Source organism: Rhodococcoides corynebacterioides, from assembly GCF_019834675.1.
Classification (GTDB): Bacteria; Actinomycetota; Actinomycetes; order Mycobacteriales; family Mycobacteriaceae; genus Rhodococcoides; species Rhodococcoides corynebacterioides_A.
Map to the genome: position 1 here is coordinate 18,758 of NZ_JABUBU010000007.1, position 17,262 is coordinate 36,019.

A 17,262-nucleotide genomic window follows, 5' to 3' on the forward strand; every position below is an offset into this window, starting at 1 on the left:
AAGATCACCGATCCGTTCTGCTGTGCGCCCCGACCGGAACTCGGTCGGGATCGACTGGGGTGGCTGTGAGGATCGAGGCGTCCCGGCAGGTGGCGCGGACGGGTCGAGCGCGCTGCGCCTTGTGGGCGTTGGCGAACGAGAGGATCTGCAGTTCGACGGCGAGGTCCACGCGGCGCAGGTCGACGTGCGGCGGGGTCACCGGGTCGATCGAGGCGAAGGACAGGATGCACTCGATGCCGGCGTCGACGAGCGCGTCGACGGCCGACTGAGCGGCCGCGTCGGGCGTGGCGACGACGCCGACCGTCGCGCCGAGGTCGATGGCGGCGGACACGAGCTCGTCGACGTGGCGCACGGTGAGGTCGGTGTACCCGTCCGCGGCGGTACCGACGGCGACGGTCCGGCCGACGAGGTCCGGAGCGACGTCGAACAGTCCGACCACCGTGAAGCCGCGGCGCGCGAACCCGTCGTACCCGACGAGGGCGGATCCCAGATTGCCCAGGCCGACGAGCACGACGCGGTGGCCGCGGTCGAGGCCCAGCGCGAGTTCGATGCGGGCCCGCAGCCGCGCGACGTCGTACCCGACACCGCGCACGCCCATCGGGCCGAGGAAGGAGAGGTCCTTGCGGAGCGTGGCCGATCCGACGCCGGAGGCGACGGCGAGATCCTCGCTCGAGACCACCAGGATGCGGCGTTCGGCGACCGACGCGAGCACCCGGAGGTAGTCGGCCAGACGGGTGACCGTAGCCTTGGGAATCATCGGGGCCTCGGTCACGACGGCAGCCTCGAGAACCGGGCCGGCAGCGGGAGCGTCGTGCTGCTGACGGCGGACACCGGTCGCGGTGACCCGCGCGGTCTCGGCGCCGGGCTTCCGGCGGTCAGCGGTCACGTCGATGACTCCTCGTCCGATCGCGCGCGCTCGTGAGCGCACCGATCCACACGCACGGTGTTGGAGCAGGCCGGTGGGCACGAGCGATCCCCGTGGTCACCGCTCGCGCCGAGAGGTCACCGACCCCTTGACTCGTGATCCACGGTAACCGCTCGTGAAGGTATGAACAAAGTCGCGGACGCGTGTGCTAGGGTGCCGCCCCCCCTCGGGCGGCCGTTCGGGGGCTCCGACCCGCGTCAGGCGCCCGGATCGGCGGCCAGATCGCGCCGCAGGCGCGGGACGTCGACCTCCCAGTAACTGTGTTCGCGCCCGTCGAGAAGCACCACCGGCAGCCGGTCTCCGTACTCCGCCCGCAGGTCAGGGTCCTGCGCGGCCACCTCGTCGACGTCCACCGAGTCCAGCGCTACCGCGAACTCGGCGCAGAGCGGCCGCAGCACCGCCATCGCGCCGTCGCACGCGCCGCATCCCGCACGTGTCAGCAATGTCACCGTCCGTCGACCGTTCGTCATGGGCCCATTCTCTCGCGCGCGGGTCCACCGCGACTACGCTGGTCACGTCCCGGCAGTGGTCGGCCGCGGACGGGGTCCACGAGGGGGAGGTGAGCATGGCCGATCAGGACGAGCCCGAGATTCTCGACGGGTCCCGCGACCGTCGCCGGGTCGACCCGGCGAGCGCCCGCGCTCAGGTGGCCCGCCGCATCCGCAATCCCTTCGGCCCGACGGCCGCGCAGATCCGCGCCACCCTCGCCGGCGAGGCCAGTGCCGACGCCGCCATCGCCCTGCAGGCCGAGGCGAAGGACGCCGCCGCCCGCGACGGGGACACGGGCGGTGACGATCCGAGCCCGGTCCCGCGCGACCTCACCGCCGCGGCCTTCTTCGACGTCGACAACACGATGGTGCAGGGCGCGTCGATCATCCACTTCGCCCGCGGCCTCGCGGCCCGCAAGTACATCACCACCAAGGACATCACCCAGTTCGCCTGGCAGCAGGTGAAGTTCCGGGTGAGCGGCAAGGAGAACCTGGGCGACGTCGACACCGGCCGCGCCAAGGCCCTGTCCTTCGTCGAGGGCCGCTCGACCGCGGAGATCGTGCGACTCGGCGAGGAGATCTACGACGAGATCATCGCCGACCGCATCTGGGCCGGAACCCGTGCGCTCGCGCAGATGCATCTCGACGCCGGCCAGCAGGTGTGGCTGGTGACGGCCACCCCGGTGGAGCTGGCGTCGATCATCGCCTCCCGCCTCGGCTTCACCGGCGCCCTGGGCACCGTCGCCGAGAGCGAGAACGGCGTGTTCACCGGCCGCCTCGTCGGCGACATCCTGCACGGCCGCGGCAAGGCCCACGCCGTGCGCACCCTCGCCGTCCGCGAGGGCCTGGACCTGCGCCGCTGCACCGCGTACTCCGATTCCCACAACGACGTGCCGATGCTCTCGTTGGTCGGCACGGCCGTTGCCGTCAATCCCGACGCCGACCTGCGCGAGCTGGCGAAGAACCGCGGCTGGGAGGTGCGGGACTTCCGCACCGGACGCAAGGCCGCCAAGATCGGCGTGCCGACGGCCCTCGCGCTGGGCGCGGTGGGCGGGGGCGTCGCGGCGGTCCTGGGGCGCAAACAGTCGTGACGCGCGCCGTCGTCGTCGGCGCGGGCGTGGGCGGTCTCGCCGCCGCGGCGCGCCTGTCCCACGGTGGATACGACGTCACCGTGCTGGAACAGTCCGAAGACCTCGGCGGCAAGCTCGGCATCGTCGCCCGCGACGGATACGTTTTCGACACCGGTCCGTCGCTGGTCACCATGCCGCACGTGCTGCGCGCGGTGTTCGACGACACCGGCGGCCCCGCCGACCTCCCCCTCGACCGTCTCTCCGTCGCGTGCCGGTATCGGTTTCCCGACGGCGTGGTGCTGGACATGCCGGGCCACGCCGAGCGGATCCCGGCCGCGCTGGACGACGCGCTCGGCGCGGGGGCGGGCGCGCAGTGGAGCGCGTTCTCCGCACGGGCGGAACGCATCTGGGACGCGACGCACGCGGCGTTCCTCGAGTCCTCGATCGGCCCGCGGGAGCTCCTGACGTTGAGCCGACGGGTCGGTGACCTGCGCACCATCGCCCCGTGGTCGAGTCTGCGCGGACTCGGCGCCCGGTACCTGAGCGACCCGCGGCTCGCCATGATGCTGGACCGCTACGCCACCTACACCGGCTCGGATCCGCGGCGCGCCCCCGCGGCGCTGGCCACCGTGCCGCACGTCGAGCAGCGGTGGGGGTCCTGGCACGTGCCCGGCGGACTGCACCGGATCGCCGACGCGCTCGCCGACCGAGCGCGTCTGTGCGGCACCGACATTCGGACCGGCGTCACCGTCACCGGCATCGCCACCGAGCACGGTCGGGTGCGCGGGGTCCACACCACCGACGGCACCGTGGACGCGGACGTCGTGGTGGCCAACGCGGACGCCGAGCAGGTCTACCGCGATCTGCTCCCGGCCTCCCGGCGCACCGCGGTCACGCGCCGCCGGCTCGCCGCCACCACCCCGAGCCTGTCCGGCTTCGTGCTGCTGCTCGCGCTGCGCGGCCGCGACGCCGACACTCCGCACCACCGCATCCTCTTCCCGGACCGCTACGACGACGAGTTCGACGCGGTGTTCGGAACCCGTTCGCGCGCAGCGCATCCCGCTGCCGACCCCACCGTCTACGTCAGCGCGCCGAACGATCCGGCGCTGCGCCCGAACGACGACTCCGACGCCTGGTTCGTCCTGGTCAACGCGGCCCGCCACGGCCGCGGATCCCGGTCGCTGGTCGACTGGGACGAGCCCGGTCTCGCGGACCGCTACGCCGACCGGATCCTGGCGATCATGGCGGCGCGCGGGGTCGACGTGCGCGACCGCGTGGTGTGGCGGGAGATCGTCTCCCCCGCGGACCTCCAGCGACGCACCATGACCCCCGGCGGCTCCATCTACGGCACGTCGTCCAACGGCGCACTCGCCGCATTCCTGCGGCCCGCCAACCGCTCTCCCGTGGCGGGCCTGTTCCTGGTGGGCGGCTCGTCCCACCCGGGCGGCGGACTGCCGTTGGTGACGCTGTCGGCCGAGATCGTCGACCGGATGGTGCGGTCGGGCTAGTTCGTGCGGTCGGCGAAGCCGGCGGGCAGATCGCCGGGGGCCGTGTCGATCACGGTCTCGTCGTTCTCGCCGACGTGCTCGAACAGCGTGATGTGCGCGAACTCGGGCACCACGTAGATCGGGTAGGTGGGGCCGGCGTCCCGGTAGCGGCGCATCTCGTCGAGGTGGTCGTTCTGGTACAGGACTGTCTTGTCCCCGTCGAGTTCGATCCAGTGCGGGAAGAAGATCGTGCCGTGCAGCACTCGCTGCTCGGGCATCACGGTGACGACGACGCTGGTTCCCGTGGGCTCCGTCCACGACACCTTGTAGACGCCGGGCGCCAGGGCGACCAGGTCGACCTCCTGGTCCCGCACCCAGCGACCTCCGACGTGACCGGAGTGGATGCGGTAGTCGATGGTGGTCGCGTTCTTGACGTACATCTCGTACTGCCAGCCGTTGGCGTACGTGTAGATCATCCGGTGGCCGACCAGACCCGAGAGGTCCTGCGGCGGAACGGGATCGGAGACCGACGTCGGCCTCATCCGAGGAACACCCCACGCCGGCGGGTCAGCAGCCGGTACAGCGTCTGCTGGATGGTCTCGCGCACGTGGTCGGTCACCTCGAACAGCTCCATCGGGTCGTCCGCCGCGGCCGGCGAGAACCGGTCGGTGCGGATGGGTTCGCCGAACTCGATGTGCCACTTGGACGGCAGCGGGATCAACCCGAGCGGACCGAAGTGCGGGAACAGCGGAGTCACCGGGAAGTACGGCAGCCCGAGCACCCGCGCGAGCGTCGTGAGATCGCCGATCTTGGGATAGATCTCCTCCGACCCCACGATCGAACACGGGATGATCGGCGTCTGCGTCCGCAGGGCCGCCGAGACGAACCCCCCACGGCCGAAGCGCTGCAACTTGTACCGCTCGCTGAACGGCTTGCCGATCCCCTTGAACCCCTCCGGGAACACCGCGACCACCTCGCCGCCGCGCAGCAGACGCTCGGCGTCGGGCTGGCAGGCCAGGGTGTGCCCGGCACGCCGCGCGACGGTGCCCACCAGCGGCGTCTCGAACGCGAGATCCGCCGCCAACATGCGCAGCGCACGCTTCTGCGGATGGTGGTCGCGCATGGCCACCGACGCCATGAGGCCGTCGATCGGGATGACGCCGGCGTGGTTGGACACCACCAACGCACCGCCCGTCGCGGGCACGTTCTCGATCCCCCGGACCTCGACCCGGAACCACTTGTCGAACAGCGGGCGCAGCGCGGGCAGCCACACGTTGTCCGCGAAGTGCGGGTCGTAGCCGAACTCGTCCACCTCGTAGTCGCCGGACAGCCGGGTGCGCAGGAAGTCGGCACCGCCGGACACGCGCTCGGCCACCGCGCGGCGCAGCGCGTCGAGGGCGGACGACGTCCGGTCCACCGCCGCGTCCGGCACCCGGTCGGCGGGCACCAACGGAGTCGGCACGTCCACCCGCGGCCCGACGACGGGCGTGTCGGTGTAGGCCGACGGGTGCCGGCCACGGACGTCCTCCGGCGTGCTTCCCGACGCGGTGCGCCGGGGGCGCGTCGCGGACCCGTGCAGCGGAATCACCTTCGCCACCCCGCTCACCGCCCCGCCGCCACGGACCGCATCGGCTCCCGCCGCGCGGCGTCGGCGCCGAGGAACGCGAGCACTCGCGCCTCGGCCGCGTCGATCCATTCCCGTCGCACCACCGGGGTCAGCGCGACCCCGCGCACGAAGTCGTCGAACGCCTGCATCGTCGTCCATCTCGGGGTGAAGCCCAGCACGGTCTTCATGCGCGTCGTGTCCACCCCGCATCCGAAGTTGAAGTAGTCCAGTTGTTCCTCCGAGAAGCCGCGCATCAGCGACCCCATCACCGCCTTGCCCGTGGTGCGGAACAGGGCGGGCGGAACGGGCAGCTCGATGCGCCCGGCGCGCCGGATGGCCTGCGACAGCATGACGATGCCGTCGGCCGCCACGTTGACCGTGCCCGCCGGCCCGCAGATCGTGGCCCGCTCGAGCGCCGCGAGTGCGTCCTCCTCGTGGAGGAGTTGCATCCGCGCGTCCCGCCCCAACACGGACGGGGTGAGCGGTGAGGTCAGGTACCGCGAGACGGCGCCGTTGAGTCGCGGGCCGATCATCGGTGCGTTGCGCAGAATGGTCACATCGACGTCGGGCCGACGGCGACCGAGGCCGCGGGCGTAGCCCTCCGTCTCCACCGCGTCGCGGGCGAAGCCGCCGCGCAACCGCGTCTTCGACCCCATCTCCTCGGTGAACTGGGCGGGATCCTTGGCGCTGCAGCCGTACACGGCGGTGGACGAGCGCAGCACCACGTGCCGCACCGACGGCGACTTCTGGCACACGGCGAACAGCTGCATCGCACCGAGGACGTTGAGGTCCTTCATCACCGTGCGGCCACCGCCGCCGGGCGGGCGGGAGATGAGCGAGGCGTGCACGACGGTGTCGACCTCGCTGTTGCGGATCACCTTGCCGATGAGCGGGTTCCGGATGTCGGCGCGCACGAACTCGGCGCGGCCCATCCGGCGGATCATGTCCTTGGTCGGCGCGACCGCGTCCACCGCGATGACCCGCTCGACCGACGGATTCTGGGCGAGCCGGGCCGTCAGATAACCGCCCAGGAAACGGCTGGCTCCGGTGACGAGAACGACCCGCGGCGCCTCGGATGCGCGGACGTCATCGCTCACCGCACCTCACCCCGACTCCCTGGTTCCACCGCATCGACCGTCGCGACCCATCGTGTCACGGGTCGCCGATCCGCGCTGTGGACTCGGCCACAGACCTGCCCCGGACCGGCCCCGGACCGGCCCGAGACCCGGCCCTGCACTCCGCCGCAGAGACAACACTGCCCGTGCACCGGTGAGGTGCACGGGCAGCAGCAGCGCGGCGATCAGCGCGGCAGAATCACTTACCGAGTTTCCTGCGCTGAACGCGCGTGCGGCGCAGGAGCTTGCGGTGCTTCTTCTTCGACATGCGCTTGCGGCGCTTCTTGATCACTGAACCCATGCGGGTGTCCTCGCGTTCTTCTGGTCGTTTCGGTCGGCAGCGTGTGCTGCTGCGCACGGCGGGGCGGCGCACCGCAAGGGTGCGCACAACGGCGCAGGGGCTATCCGCACGCGCGTGTGCTGCCCCATCATAAACCGGCCGGCGACGACAGACCGCATCGGGTCCGCCGACGCCGTGCTAGCCGGCGTCGAAGTAGGAGGTCTCCAAGTAGTCGTGCACCGCCTTCGCGTGCACTCGGAACGAGCGGCCCACCCGAACGGCCGGCAACTCGCCACCGTGCACCAACCGGTACACGGTCATCTTGGAGACCCTCATCAGCGATGCCACTTCGGCCACCGTGAGGAACTGCGTGCCGGCCACGGCCGGTCCTCCGTCGTGCGACGAGTTCTTCGAACCCGACCCGGACGGCTTGTCCACTGATTCCATGAAATTCACATACCTCCGGCACGTCCGCGCCGCCGGCTTCCCCTCCGGCGGAACAGACACGCACGTGCTGCGACCGAGCTTAGCGGGACACCTGTGACTTCTGCGACGGGTGGGGGTGGATTTCGTCCGAACATGCGACCGGTGTCACTCGATCACCCGATCAGCGGCGTCCCGTCCGCCGGGATTCCGAGCGCGACGCTGCGTGCCTTCGCCGCCTCCACGGCGTCGAGAACCGCCGCGCGGAACCCGCGTCGTTCCAGTTCGGCGAGGGCGGCCGCCGTCGTCCCGCCCGGCGAGGTGACGCCGGCCCGCAGCTCGGTCGCCGACTCGTCGGACCGATCGAGCATCGCGGCCGACCCCACCATCGTCTGCGTCACCAACGTCGTGGCGGTCTCGCGTGTCAGGCCCAGCCCGACCGCCGCGTCCACCATGGCCTCGGCCATGAGGAAGAAGTAGGCGGGTCCGGAGCCGGACACCGCGGTGACCGCGTCGATCTTGTCCTCGGCGACCACGGCGGTGCGGCCGACGGTGCCGAGCAGCTTGCGGACGGTCTCGATGTGCTCGGAGCGCGCGTGCCGTCCCGGGGCCAGCACGCTCATGGCCTCGCCGACGAGCATGGGGGTGTTGGGCATGACCCGCACGATAGGGATGCCCGCGGGCAGCTTGGGTTCGAACCGCGACGCCGGGACTCCCGCGGCCATCGACACGACGATCTGCTCGCGCTCGCCGTTCAGCTCGGCCTTGGACATCTGCGTGACGACGGAGTCCACGTCGTCCGGCTTCACGGCCACGACGATGACGTCGGCACCCTCCACCGCGTCGACGACGCTGGTGGCGCGAATGCCGAACTGCGCGGCGACCGCCTCCGCGCGGGCCGGATGCTTCTCGGCCAGCACGACCGATCCCGTCGGCAAGCCTCCCTCGATCAGCCCGGCGATCAACGCCTCACCGATTCGGCCGCCACCGATCACCGCGATTCTCGTCATGGGTGACAGGTTCTCACGGGGCCGATCACCCCTGCGGCAGCGGCACCATCGCCAGCTGGCGGCTCTGGACGACCACGGCGCCGGTCTCGTCGACGACGGTGTGGTCCTCCTCGAACCATGTCCCGCCCAACACGGTCGACGTGGACTTCACGCGCAGCCAGCCCGGCACCGGGGTGCGGCGCAGATACGTCGTCAACTGCACGGTGGGCGCCCAGCCGAAGAAACCGCGGTTCATCGTCACCGGCGGGCAGATGTCCCCGGTCATGATCGCGAAGAGGGCGGCGGTGGCGGGATCGTTCTCGTCGCCGGGCCGCGGCCGCACCCACATCCGGATCTCCGCGGACCCCTGCGCGCCCGTGAGGAAGTGGGCGGCCGACGGGTCGAGGCGCATGTCGCACCCGGTGGCGACGTGCACCACGTCGGCCATGGGGTGGCCGGGCACGATCCGCGCGGCACCGCCCGGCGGCAGCGGAGCCATGTCGAGGACCGTCGCGAGGGCGCCGTCGTGTTCCTGGTGCACGGGCGCGCCCGTGTCCGGCGTGCCGAGGGTGACGACGCTCCGCACCGCGGGCCGGTCCCCCTGGCTCAGGACGGCGTCGACGTGCACGACGCGCCGCCCGCGTTTGCGGATCGTCGTCGTCACCGACACCGGGCCGGGATCGGGCGCGGCGAGGTAGCTCGCGCTCACCGCGAGCGGCGCGAGCACGGCCGGATCGTCGTCGCCGGCGAGGCGCTGGGCCGCCGCGGCGCCGCACATCGCCATCATCGCGCCGCCGTGCACCTTGGGGCCGATGGTCCACGTCGGGTCGATCGACCCCGTGAACACGTCGGTGTCGACGCGGTCGAGCGTGGTGAGGTCGCGGAAGGGTGCGTCGGTCACGGGGTGGGAGGTCACGGGGTGGTAGGTCACGGGGTCCTCGGCTGGGCGGGCCGCTCGGGGCGGGCGAGGTGGGTGCGGGCGAACTCGAGCGAGCGCCGGAGCGCCGTGGCGCGCTCGGCGGCGGTGCGGGCGCTTTGGGTGTTGATCTCCACCACCGCCTGGCCGTCGAAGCCGCGCTCGGCGACGCGGCGCAGCACCTGGGCGACGGGCTGGGTGCCGTCGCCGGGCACCAGGTGCTCGTCGACGGACGCACCGCGGCCGTCGGCGAGGTGGAAGTGGGTGAGCCCGCGACCCATGCGGTCGGCGAGGTCGACGGCGTCGAGTCCCGACGTCGCGGTGTGCGAGAAGTCCAGCGTGTAGTGCGCGAAGCCGACATCCGTCGGGTCGTACGACGGCGCGAAGGCGGACAGCCCGAGCCCCGGCCGACCGCCGCGGCGTTCGAGCCGCCGCGCCGAACCGGTCACCGCGCCGAAGAGCCGGTCGGCGCGCAGGGGGAACATGTTCTCCACGGCCACCACCACCCCGTCGGACGCCGCTTCGAGTTCCGCCGTCTGATCGGCGAACCCCTCGACGTAGGCCCGCTGCCACCGGAACGGCGGGTGGACCACCACGGTGCGAGCGCCCAGCGCCTCGGCGGCGTGCACGGTCTTCGCGAGCTTCGCCACCGGATCCGAGCCCCACACCCGCTGGGTGATGAGCAGGCACGGCGCATGCACGGCCAGCACCGGCACGCCGTAGGTGCGCGAGAGCCGGCGGATCGCCGCCGGGTCCTGACTGATCGGCTCCGCCCACACCATCAACTCGACGCCGTCGTACCCCAGTTCGGCGGCGAACCGGAACGCGGACTCCGTGTTCTGCGGATAGACCGACGCCGTGGAGAGGCCGACCGGCACCGCCGGCGAACCCGTCGGCACCGTCATGTGGACAACATGAAGGCCAGCGGCCCCAGCGTCACGAACACACCCACCACCACCGCCAGCAGGATCGAGACGATGTCGTCGGTGCGGCGCAGCACGCGGACCACGGCCACCAGGCCGACGATCACGAAGAACGCCAGCACCAGGGCGACCCACGGCAACATCTCCCACAGCCGCTCGAAGCCCTTGAACAGCAGCGCGCCCAGCACGATCGCGACGACGCCCTGCCCCAGCAGCGACAGCCACTGACGCACCGGGCCGCGGGAACTCGCCGGGGCCGGGGTCTCGTCGGACGGCGAGGACTCGGGTCGGGCGGCCTCGAGGGTGTCGGTCTCGGCCTCGGTGTCGGTATCGGTATCGGTGTCGGTCTCGGTATCGGTGCGGCCGTCGACCTCCACGCGATCGAGCACCGTCGTCTCGGGCTCGGCAGCCGCGTCGGGCTCGGGTGCCTTCTCCGGCTCGGTCGTCTCGGGCTCGGGTGCAGTCTCGGGTGCCGTGTCGGGCTCGGCCGTCTCGGGCCGCTCGACCGACTCACGCAGTCGGTCCTGCGCGGCGCTGGGGGCACCGGAGAACAGCGCCGGCTCCTCGCGGGGGACGAAGGCGGGGGTGGGACGTCGCCGGGTTCGGGTCTCGGGCTCGGGCTCGGCGGCAGCCGGAGTCTCCTCGGCAACCACGGCCTCGTCGGCGGCCACGGCCTCGTCGGCCACCGGCGTCTCGTCGGGAGCCCCGTCCTCGTCGGCCGGAGTCTCGTCGCGGATGACCGGGATCTCGCCGGTCAGTTCGGCGACCGAGATGCCGCCGGCCATGCCGCGTCGGCGTCGACCGCCGGTGCCGACGGTCGCGCCGTTGCGGGCGAGCAGTTCCGCCACCGACACCTGGCCGGTGGTGCCGCCTGTGTTGTCGTCGGTCATCTCGCGCCCTGTCTCACTCGTGTTCTCTCGTCCATTCTGTCGAGTCGCCGGGTCGGCATCACGTCCGCCGTCACGTCGCGATGGTCGGCACGACGTCGCCGAACGACTCGGTGTCGAGCTTGCGCAGGATCAATCCCTCACGCAGCGCCCACGGGCAGATCTCGAGGGTGTCGAGGGACAGGGCGCGCATGGCCGCCTCGGCCACCAGCGCACCCGCCACCATCTGCCGCGACCGGTCGGCACTGACCCCTTCGAGCTCCGCGCGGTCTGAGGCCGTCATGCGCGAGATGAAGGAGATCACCTGACGCAACCCGTCCGCGGTGAGCGTGCGCTTGACCCGCGGACCGGCCGCCGAGGGCGCCGCTCCGGTCAGCCTGGCCAACGAACGGAAGGTCTTCGACGTTCCCACGGCGCGGTCCGGTCGCCCCGGCGCGAGGACGGTGCGGGCCGGTTCGACCAGTTCGGCGTCGAGCCAGTCGCGCAGCACGGCCACCCGCCGCTTGCCCGGCGGGTCCTCGTCCAGCCAGTCGCGGGTGAGGCGGCCGGCTCCGAGTTGGAGGGACAGCGCGACGTCGGGGTTCTCGTCGATCCCCGAGCTGAGTTCGAGGGAGCCGCCGCCGATGTCGAGGTCGAGGATGCGGCCGGCCGACCACCCGAACCAGCGGCGCACCGCGAGGAAGGTGAGCCGGGACTCGTCCTCCCCGGCGAGAACCTGCAGGTCCACGCCGGTCTCGTCGCGCACGCGACCGAGGACGTCGTCGGAGTTGCGGGCGTCGCGCACCGCGGACGTCGCGAAGGCCATGAGTTCGCCGCAGCCGGACGAGCGGGCGATTCCGGCGAAGTCCGCGACGGTGCGCACGAGCCGGTCGGCGCCCTCGTCGGTGATGTCCCCGGCGTCGTCGGTGTTCTCCGCCAGGCGCAGCGCAGCCTTGGTGGAGCTCATCGGTGTCGGGTGACCACCGCGGTGGGCGTCGACCACGAGGAGATGAACGGTGTTGCTTCCGACGTCGAGCACCCCTAGCCGCACATCGAACACCGTACTGGGTCTAGCGTCGTGGCCTGTGACACGTGCTCCGAAGGACGTTCTGGAACCGGTGGCGACGGCCAAACTCGACCCGGCACCCGAGGTCCCGCTGGACTTCCCGCGCGAGTGGGTGGAGTTCACCGATCCGACCGACCCCGCCCACCTGGTGCGCGTCGACATGACGTGGCTGCTCTCGCGCTGGACCTGCGTGTTCGGCACTCCGGCCTGCCAGGGCACGGTGGCCGGTCGGCCGGACGACGGCTGCTGCTCGCACGGCGCGTTCCTCTCCGACGACGACGACCGGGCCAAGCTGGATCGGTCCGTCGAGATGCTGACGCCGGACGACTGGCAGTTCTTCGACAAAGGGCACGGCAAGAAGGGCTACACCGAGGTCGACGACCTCGAGGGCGAGCAGGCGGTGCGCACCCGGAAGTACAAGGACGCGTGCATCTTCCTCAACCGGCCGGGGTTCGCCGGCGGCATCGGCTGCGCCCTGCACCGCATGGCCCTGCGGACCGGCGTCGAGCCGCTCACCGTCAAGCCCGACGTGTGCTGGCAGCTGCCTGTGCGGCGCACCCAGGACTGGGTGACCCGGCCCGACGGCGTCGAGATCCTGCAGACCGTGGTCGGGGAGTACGACCGGCGCGGCTGGGGCGAGGGCGGGGCCGACCTGTCCTGGTACTGCTCCGGATCGCCCGACGCGCACGTCGGCGAGCGGCCCGTGTGGGAGTCCTACGCGCCGGAACTCACCGAGCTGCTCGGCATCGACGTCTACACCGAGCTCGCGGCGCTGTGCCGTCGGCGGGCGGGGCTGGGGCTGATCGCCGTGCACCCCGCGACCCGCGAGGCCTCGCGCACCTGACGCTGCGGGCGCCTCACTCCTCGAGCTTGTACCCCAGCCCGCGCACGGTGACCAGGTGCACCGGCTTGGCCGGATCGGCCTCGATCTTCGACCGCAGCCGCTTGACGTGCACGTCGAGCGTCTTGGTGTCGCCGACGTAGTCCGCGCCCCACACCCGGTCGATCAACTGTCCGCGGGTGAGCACGCGGCCCGAGTTGCGCAGCAGGTACTCGAGCAGGTCGAATTCCTTGAGCGGCAGGGTGACGGTCTCGCCGTTCACCATCACCACGTGCCGCTCGACGTCCATCCGGACCGGGCCGGCGGAGAGCACCGACGTGTCGTCGACGTCCTCGGTGTCGGCGCCGCGGCGCAGCACCGCCCGGATCCGCGCGATCAGCTCGCGGGACGAGTACGGCTTGGTGACGTAGTCGTCGGCGCCGAGCTCGAGGCCGACCACCTTGTCGATCTCGCTGTCGCGGGCGGTGACCATGATGACCGGCACGCCGGAGCGGCTGCGCAGGTGCTTGCAGACGTCGGTGCCGCTCATTCCCGGCAGCATGAGGTCCAGCAGGACGATGTCCGCCCCGGAGCGGTCGAACTCGGCCAGCGCGGACGGCCCGTCGCCGACCACCGTCGCCTCGAAACCCTCCTTGCGCAGCAGGAAGGCCAACGGGTCGGCCAACGATTCCTCGTCCTCGACGATCAGCACACTCGTCACGGGATGTCCTTTGCGGTCATGACGGTTCTCCGTCGTCTTCGATGTGAGCGGGAATCAGCAGGGTGAAGGTGGACCCGGTGCCGGGCTTGCTCCACAGCTCGATGCGGCCGTTGTGGTTGGCGGTGACGTGCTTGACGATCGCGAGCCCCAACCCGGTGCCACCGGTCGCGCGCGAGCGGGCCTTGTCGACGCGGAAGAAGCGCTCGAACACGCGCTCCTGGTGCTCCTTCGCGATGCCGATGCCGCGGTCGGTCACGGCGAGCGCCACCATGCGCTGCCCGTCGACGTCGCGTTGCGATCGGGTGACGGTGACCGGCGCGCCCTGCGGGGAGTAGGCGATGGCGTTCTCCACCAGGTTCGACAGCGCCGTCACCAGCAGCGTCTGGTCGCCGAGGACCTCGAGTCCGCTGGGGTGGTCGGTGCTGACCGTGATGCCGGCGGCCTGCGCCTTCAGCTCGGACCGGGCGAGGGCGTTGCGCACGACGGTGTCGACGTCGACGACGTCGAGGTCGGGCAGTTTCTCCGCGCCCTGCAGTCGGGACAGCGAGATGAGTTCGCTGACCATGTTGCCCAGGCGCGTGGACTCGTCGAGCATCCGTTCGCCGAAGTGGTGCACCGACGCCGGATCGTCCGCCGATTCGAGCAGCGCCTCGGCCAGCAGACCGATGGCGCCGACGGGGGTCTTGAGCTCGTGACTGACGTTGGCGACGAAATCGCGGCGCGTCGCCTCCATGCGGACCTGCTCGGAATCGTCGTCGGCGAACAGGACGACGAACCGGCGGTCCTCCCGGCTGAGCAGCTGAGCGGTGCCGCGCACCGCGATGCCCGGCCGTCCCCGCTGGTCGAGGACCGTGAGGTCGACCTCGACGTCCTCCCCCGTCTCGAGAACGCGGGTCGCGGCCTTCCACGCACGCTCGTCCAGCGCGCGGGCGCGCACCAGACCCAACTCCTCGGCGCGCGGGTTGAACAGGACGACGTCGTGGAACTGGTCGACCACGGCGATGCCGCTCTGGGCGGCGAGCACGATCAGGTCCAGCACCTGCGACATCGTGAGCCCGTTGTCGCGCTTCTGCCGCTGCGCCCGCAGGGAGGCGAGATACGGCAGCAGCACCCCACCGACCAGGTAGCCACCGAACGCCGCCGCGGCGACGAGGACGACGACGGTCGGGGTGTTCACGGACGAATCGTACGGCGGCCGGAACGGGCGTCGTCGCACGGTGGGCCGGGTTTTCCCGACGTCACACGGCGTCCGACACCCGTTCGCGCCCCGTTCACGTCCGCGCTACTTTCCGCCCTGGTTCGCCACCGCGGCCGCACCGGCGGCGGCCGCCTCCGGGTCGAGATAGACGCCACCGGGCGTCGTCGGGACGAGCTTGTCACCGGACTCGGTGAGGTCGTATCGCAGCGGGATACCGGTGGGGATGTTGAGCGCGGCGATGTCGGCGTCGGAGATCCCGTCGAGGTACTTCACCAACGCGCGCAGCGAGTTGCCGTGCGCCGCAACCATGACCGTGCGACCCGCGCGCAGCTCGGGGACGATGGTCTCCTCGTAGTACGGCACGAACCGGTCGACGACGTCCTTCAGGCACTCCGTGAGCGGCACCGTCTCGAGGTCGGCGTAGCGGGGATCGGCGTCCTGGCTGTACTCGCTGCCGGCCTCGATGGGCGGGGGCGGGGTGTCGTAGCTGCGGCGCCACAGCATGAACTGCTCGTCGCCGAACTTCTCTTTGGTCTCCGCCTTGTTCAGCCCCTGCAGCGCGCCGTAGTGGCGCTCGTTGAGACGCCAGTCCCGGATCACGGGAATCCAGTGCCGATCCGCCGCGTCGAGCGCGAGGTTCGCGGTGCTGATCGCACGGCGCAGCAGCGAGGTGTACAGCACGTCGGGCAGCACCCCGGCGTCCTTCAGCAGCTCGCCGGCTCGCCGCCCCTCGGCCTCGCCCTTCTCGGTCAGGCGCACGTCCTGCCACCCGGTGAACTGGTTGGACGCGTTCCATTCGCTCTCGCCGTGGCGCAGAAGGATCAGAGTTCCGATGCTCATGGGGTCAGTTTCTCACGACCGCCGCGCCGCCACGTCGTACGCACGGGAGCGGTCACCGGACGCCGTCCCACACCTCCCGCGTCGCCGCGCGGGGATCGTCGACCGTCGTGCCGGGGAACATCCGCACCGTCCGCTGCGCGCCGTAGCGCCCCCAGCCGGGGTTGCCGGTACGGACGAAGTCGACCCACGCGCGATGCATCTCGTCGGCCAGCGCCTGCGGCGGCGTGGGCCCGGTGATGCGGGCGGTCTCCGGCTTGTCCAGCACGTCGAACACGAAAGGCAGCTCCAGCGCGTGGCAGGCCCCGAGATTCCCGTCGAACAGCGGTGAGCGCCAGGTGAACTCGTACACGTGCGCCGGGTGGGCCTCCGCGATCCGCACGGCCGGCATCCGAAAGAACCAGTCCGTCATGATCGCGATCATCAGCTCACCCGGCGACGCGTCGGGCAGCTGCGCGCGGTAGACGTCCAGGGCCGCGGGATCGAGCCGGTACCCCGCGAGGATCGCCGCCAGGTAGTCCTCGGTGATGTGCGGGACGATGCCCGCCGGCACCAGGAAGAACGCGTGCTCCTCGCTGGTGGTGCCGATCAGGATCTCCACGTCCGCACCGGCGCCGTCCGCGATGCGCGAGTACGGCTCCGCCGGCACCACGTCGCCGTCGACGTAGGGCTGGAACGCCATCATCTTCAGCGCCAGCTCGCCCCACGCACCCGACGCCGCCTCCGCCGCCACTCGGTCCGACAGCGACCGTTGCGCGTCCAGCAGCGCGTCCACGGGGACGGACCCGAACCCGTCGACCGTGGGATCCACCGACAGCGACGACGCGAGCGCCGCCGCCACCCGGGTCGCGGTCTCCTCGGCGATCACGTTGTGTCCGCCGCCGCTCTGCAGGATCGCCCGGCGGAACAGGCCGTCGGCGCGGGGCATCGCGAGCAGCGTGGCGACGCTCATCGCCCCCGCCGACTCGCCCGCCACCGTCACCTGAGCCGGGTCGCCGCCGTACGCCGCGATGTGGTCGCGCACCCACTCGAGCGCCGCCACCTGATCGAGCAGACCACGGTTGGCCGGTGCACCCTCGATCCGCGCGAACCCGTCGACACCGAGGCGGTAGTTGATCACCACCGCCACCACCCCGTCGCGGGCGAACGCCGACCCGTCGTAGGCCGGCACGGCGTTGCTGCCGTTGACGAAGGCCCCGCCGTGGATCCACACGTACACCGGCGCCGACCCGGCGACGTCCGGGGTGTACACGGCGACGTTCAGACAGTCGTCACCCTCGACCACCGGCTCGCTGAGGATCTCGCTGGTCGGCGGCCGATACCCCACCTTGGGCACCGTGGCGCCGTGGTCGAGCGCGTCGCGCACCCCGTCCCACGACGGCGGCGCCGTGGGAGCCCGGAACCTGTTCGGCCCGAACGGCGCCGCCGCGTAGGGCACCCCGAGAAACGCGGTGACACCGTTCTCGGTGCGTCCGCGCACCTGGCCCTGGGGTGTGTCGATCGTGGTCGTGTCCATGGCTCATTACTACCGT

At 71.6% G+C, this 17,262-nt stretch carries 19 protein-coding genes; 3 read left to right on the forward strand and 16 right to left on the reverse strand.

The window, feature by feature from the left end; translation table 11 throughout:
• Positions 1-4 precede the first annotated feature (4 nt).
• Positions 5-886, reverse strand: a complete 882-nt coding sequence (locus HQ603_RS10180; protein WP_371831038.1) for a redox-sensing transcriptional repressor Rex — start codon at positions 884-886, stop codon at positions 5-7.
• A gap of 236 nt (positions 887-1,122) precedes the next feature.
• The gene (locus tag HQ603_RS10185) at positions 1,123-1,395 is read right to left on the reverse strand and encodes a glutaredoxin family protein (RefSeq protein ID WP_222684436.1); all 273 of its coding nucleotides are present in this window, start codon (positions 1,393-1,395) and stop codon (positions 1,123-1,125) included.
• A 95-nt stretch (positions 1,396-1,490) separates the two neighbouring features.
• Between HQ603_RS10185 and HQ603_RS10190 the strand changes: the two genes are divergently transcribed.
• Positions 1,491-2,504, forward strand: a complete 1,014-nt coding sequence (locus HQ603_RS10190; protein ID WP_222684437.1) for an HAD family hydrolase — start codon at positions 1,491-1,493, stop codon at positions 2,502-2,504.
• Positions 2,501-3,991 (forward strand): phytoene desaturase family protein, encoded by a 1,491-nt coding sequence (locus HQ603_RS10195; RefSeq protein WP_222684438.1) that lies wholly within the window; start codon positions 2,501-2,503, stop codon positions 3,989-3,991. The genes HQ603_RS10190 and HQ603_RS10195 overlap by 4 nt, the downstream gene beginning before the upstream one ends.
• Here the strand turns inward: HQ603_RS10195 and HQ603_RS10200 are convergent.
• The 10 genes from HQ603_RS10200 to HQ603_RS10245 all read right to left on the reverse strand — a co-directional run bounded on the left by HQ603_RS10200 (position 3,988) and on the right by HQ603_RS10245 (position 12,139).
• Positions 3,988-4,512 carry a phenolic acid decarboxylase gene (locus HQ603_RS10200; protein ID WP_222684439.1) on the reverse strand — a complete coding sequence of 175 codons (525 nt, stop codon included), beginning with the start codon at positions 4,510-4,512 and terminating at the stop codon, positions 3,988-3,990. The two genes, HQ603_RS10195 and HQ603_RS10200, sit on opposite strands and share 4 nt — an antisense overlap.
• A complete protein-coding gene (locus HQ603_RS10205) occupies positions 4,509-5,576 on the reverse strand; it encodes a lysophospholipid acyltransferase family protein (protein WP_222684440.1) in 1,068 nt (355 codons plus the stop codon). Before HQ603_RS10205 ends, HQ603_RS10200 begins: the two co-directional genes overlap by 4 nt.
• Entirely contained in the window at positions 5,573-6,673 is a 1,101-nt protein-coding gene (locus HQ603_RS10210; protein ID WP_222684441.1) for an NAD-dependent epimerase/dehydratase family protein, read from the reverse strand. The genes HQ603_RS10205 and HQ603_RS10210 overlap by 4 nt, the downstream gene beginning before the upstream one ends.
• Before the next feature lie 217 nt (positions 6,674-6,890).
• A complete protein-coding gene (locus HQ603_RS10215; protein WP_003402602.1) occupies positions 6,891-6,992 on the reverse strand; it encodes a 30S ribosomal protein bS22 in 102 nt (33 codons plus the stop codon).
• Positions 6,993-7,169: 177 nt separating this feature from the next.
• Positions 7,170-7,418, reverse strand: coding sequence for a helix-turn-helix domain-containing protein (locus HQ603_RS10220; RefSeq protein ID WP_068099453.1), 249 nt, complete (start codon positions 7,416-7,418; stop codon positions 7,170-7,172).
• A gap of 152 nt (positions 7,419-7,570) precedes the next feature.
• On the reverse strand, positions 7,571-8,404 hold the full coding sequence (gene proC, locus HQ603_RS10225) for a pyrroline-5-carboxylate reductase (RefSeq protein WP_222684442.1): 834 nt from the start codon (positions 8,402-8,404) through the stop codon (positions 7,571-7,573).
• Positions 8,405-8,429: 25 nt separating this feature from the next.
• Entirely contained in the window at positions 8,430-9,284 is an 855-nt protein-coding gene (locus tag HQ603_RS10230) for a thioesterase family protein (protein ID WP_222684443.1), read from the reverse strand.
• A 26-nt stretch (positions 9,285-9,310) separates the two neighbouring features.
• Positions 9,311-10,204 (reverse strand): sugar phosphate isomerase/epimerase family protein, encoded by an 894-nt coding sequence (locus HQ603_RS10235; protein WP_222684444.1) that lies wholly within the window; start codon positions 10,202-10,204, stop codon positions 9,311-9,313.
• Positions 10,201-11,112, reverse strand: coding sequence for a Yip1 family protein (locus HQ603_RS10240; RefSeq protein WP_222684445.1), 912 nt, complete (start codon positions 11,110-11,112; stop codon positions 10,201-10,203). The genes HQ603_RS10235 and HQ603_RS10240 overlap by 4 nt, the downstream gene beginning before the upstream one ends.
• Positions 11,113-11,182: 70 nt before the next feature.
• Positions 11,183-12,139, reverse strand: coding sequence for a Ppx/GppA phosphatase family protein (locus tag HQ603_RS10245; RefSeq protein WP_222684446.1), 957 nt, complete (start codon positions 12,137-12,139; stop codon positions 11,183-11,185).
• A gap of 67 nt (positions 12,140-12,206) precedes the next feature.
• On the opposite strand from HQ603_RS10245, the gene HQ603_RS10250 reads away from it, so the two are divergent.
• The gene (locus HQ603_RS10250) at positions 12,207-12,998 is read left to right on the forward strand and encodes a hypothetical protein (RefSeq protein ID WP_222684529.1); all 792 of its coding nucleotides are present in this window, start codon (positions 12,207-12,209) and stop codon (positions 12,996-12,998) included.
• Positions 12,999-13,011: 13 nt separating this feature from the next.
• Here the strand turns inward: HQ603_RS10250 and HQ603_RS10255 are convergent, their stop codons facing one another.
• The 4 genes from HQ603_RS10255 to HQ603_RS10270 all read right to left on the reverse strand — a co-directional run bounded on the left by HQ603_RS10255 (position 13,012) and on the right by HQ603_RS10270 (position 17,246).
• Positions 13,012-13,695, reverse strand: coding sequence for a response regulator transcription factor (locus HQ603_RS10255; RefSeq protein ID WP_222684447.1), 684 nt, complete (start codon positions 13,693-13,695; stop codon positions 13,012-13,014).
• Positions 13,696-13,711: 16 nt separating this feature from the next.
• Positions 13,712-14,872: a sensor histidine kinase gene (locus HQ603_RS10260; protein WP_308126452.1), complete on the reverse strand. Its 1,161-nt coding sequence runs from the start codon at positions 14,870-14,872 to the stop codon at positions 13,712-13,714.
• Between the two features lie 105 nt (positions 14,873-14,977).
• The gene (locus tag HQ603_RS10265; protein WP_222684448.1) at positions 14,978-15,733 is read right to left on the reverse strand and encodes a phosphoglyceromutase; all 756 of its coding nucleotides are present in this window, start codon (positions 15,731-15,733) and stop codon (positions 14,978-14,980) included.
• A 52-nt stretch (positions 15,734-15,785) separates the two neighbouring features.
• Positions 15,786-17,246, reverse strand: coding sequence for a carboxylesterase/lipase family protein (locus HQ603_RS10270; RefSeq protein WP_222684449.1), 1,461 nt, complete (start codon positions 17,244-17,246; stop codon positions 15,786-15,788).
• Positions 17,247-17,262 lie beyond the last annotated feature (16 nt).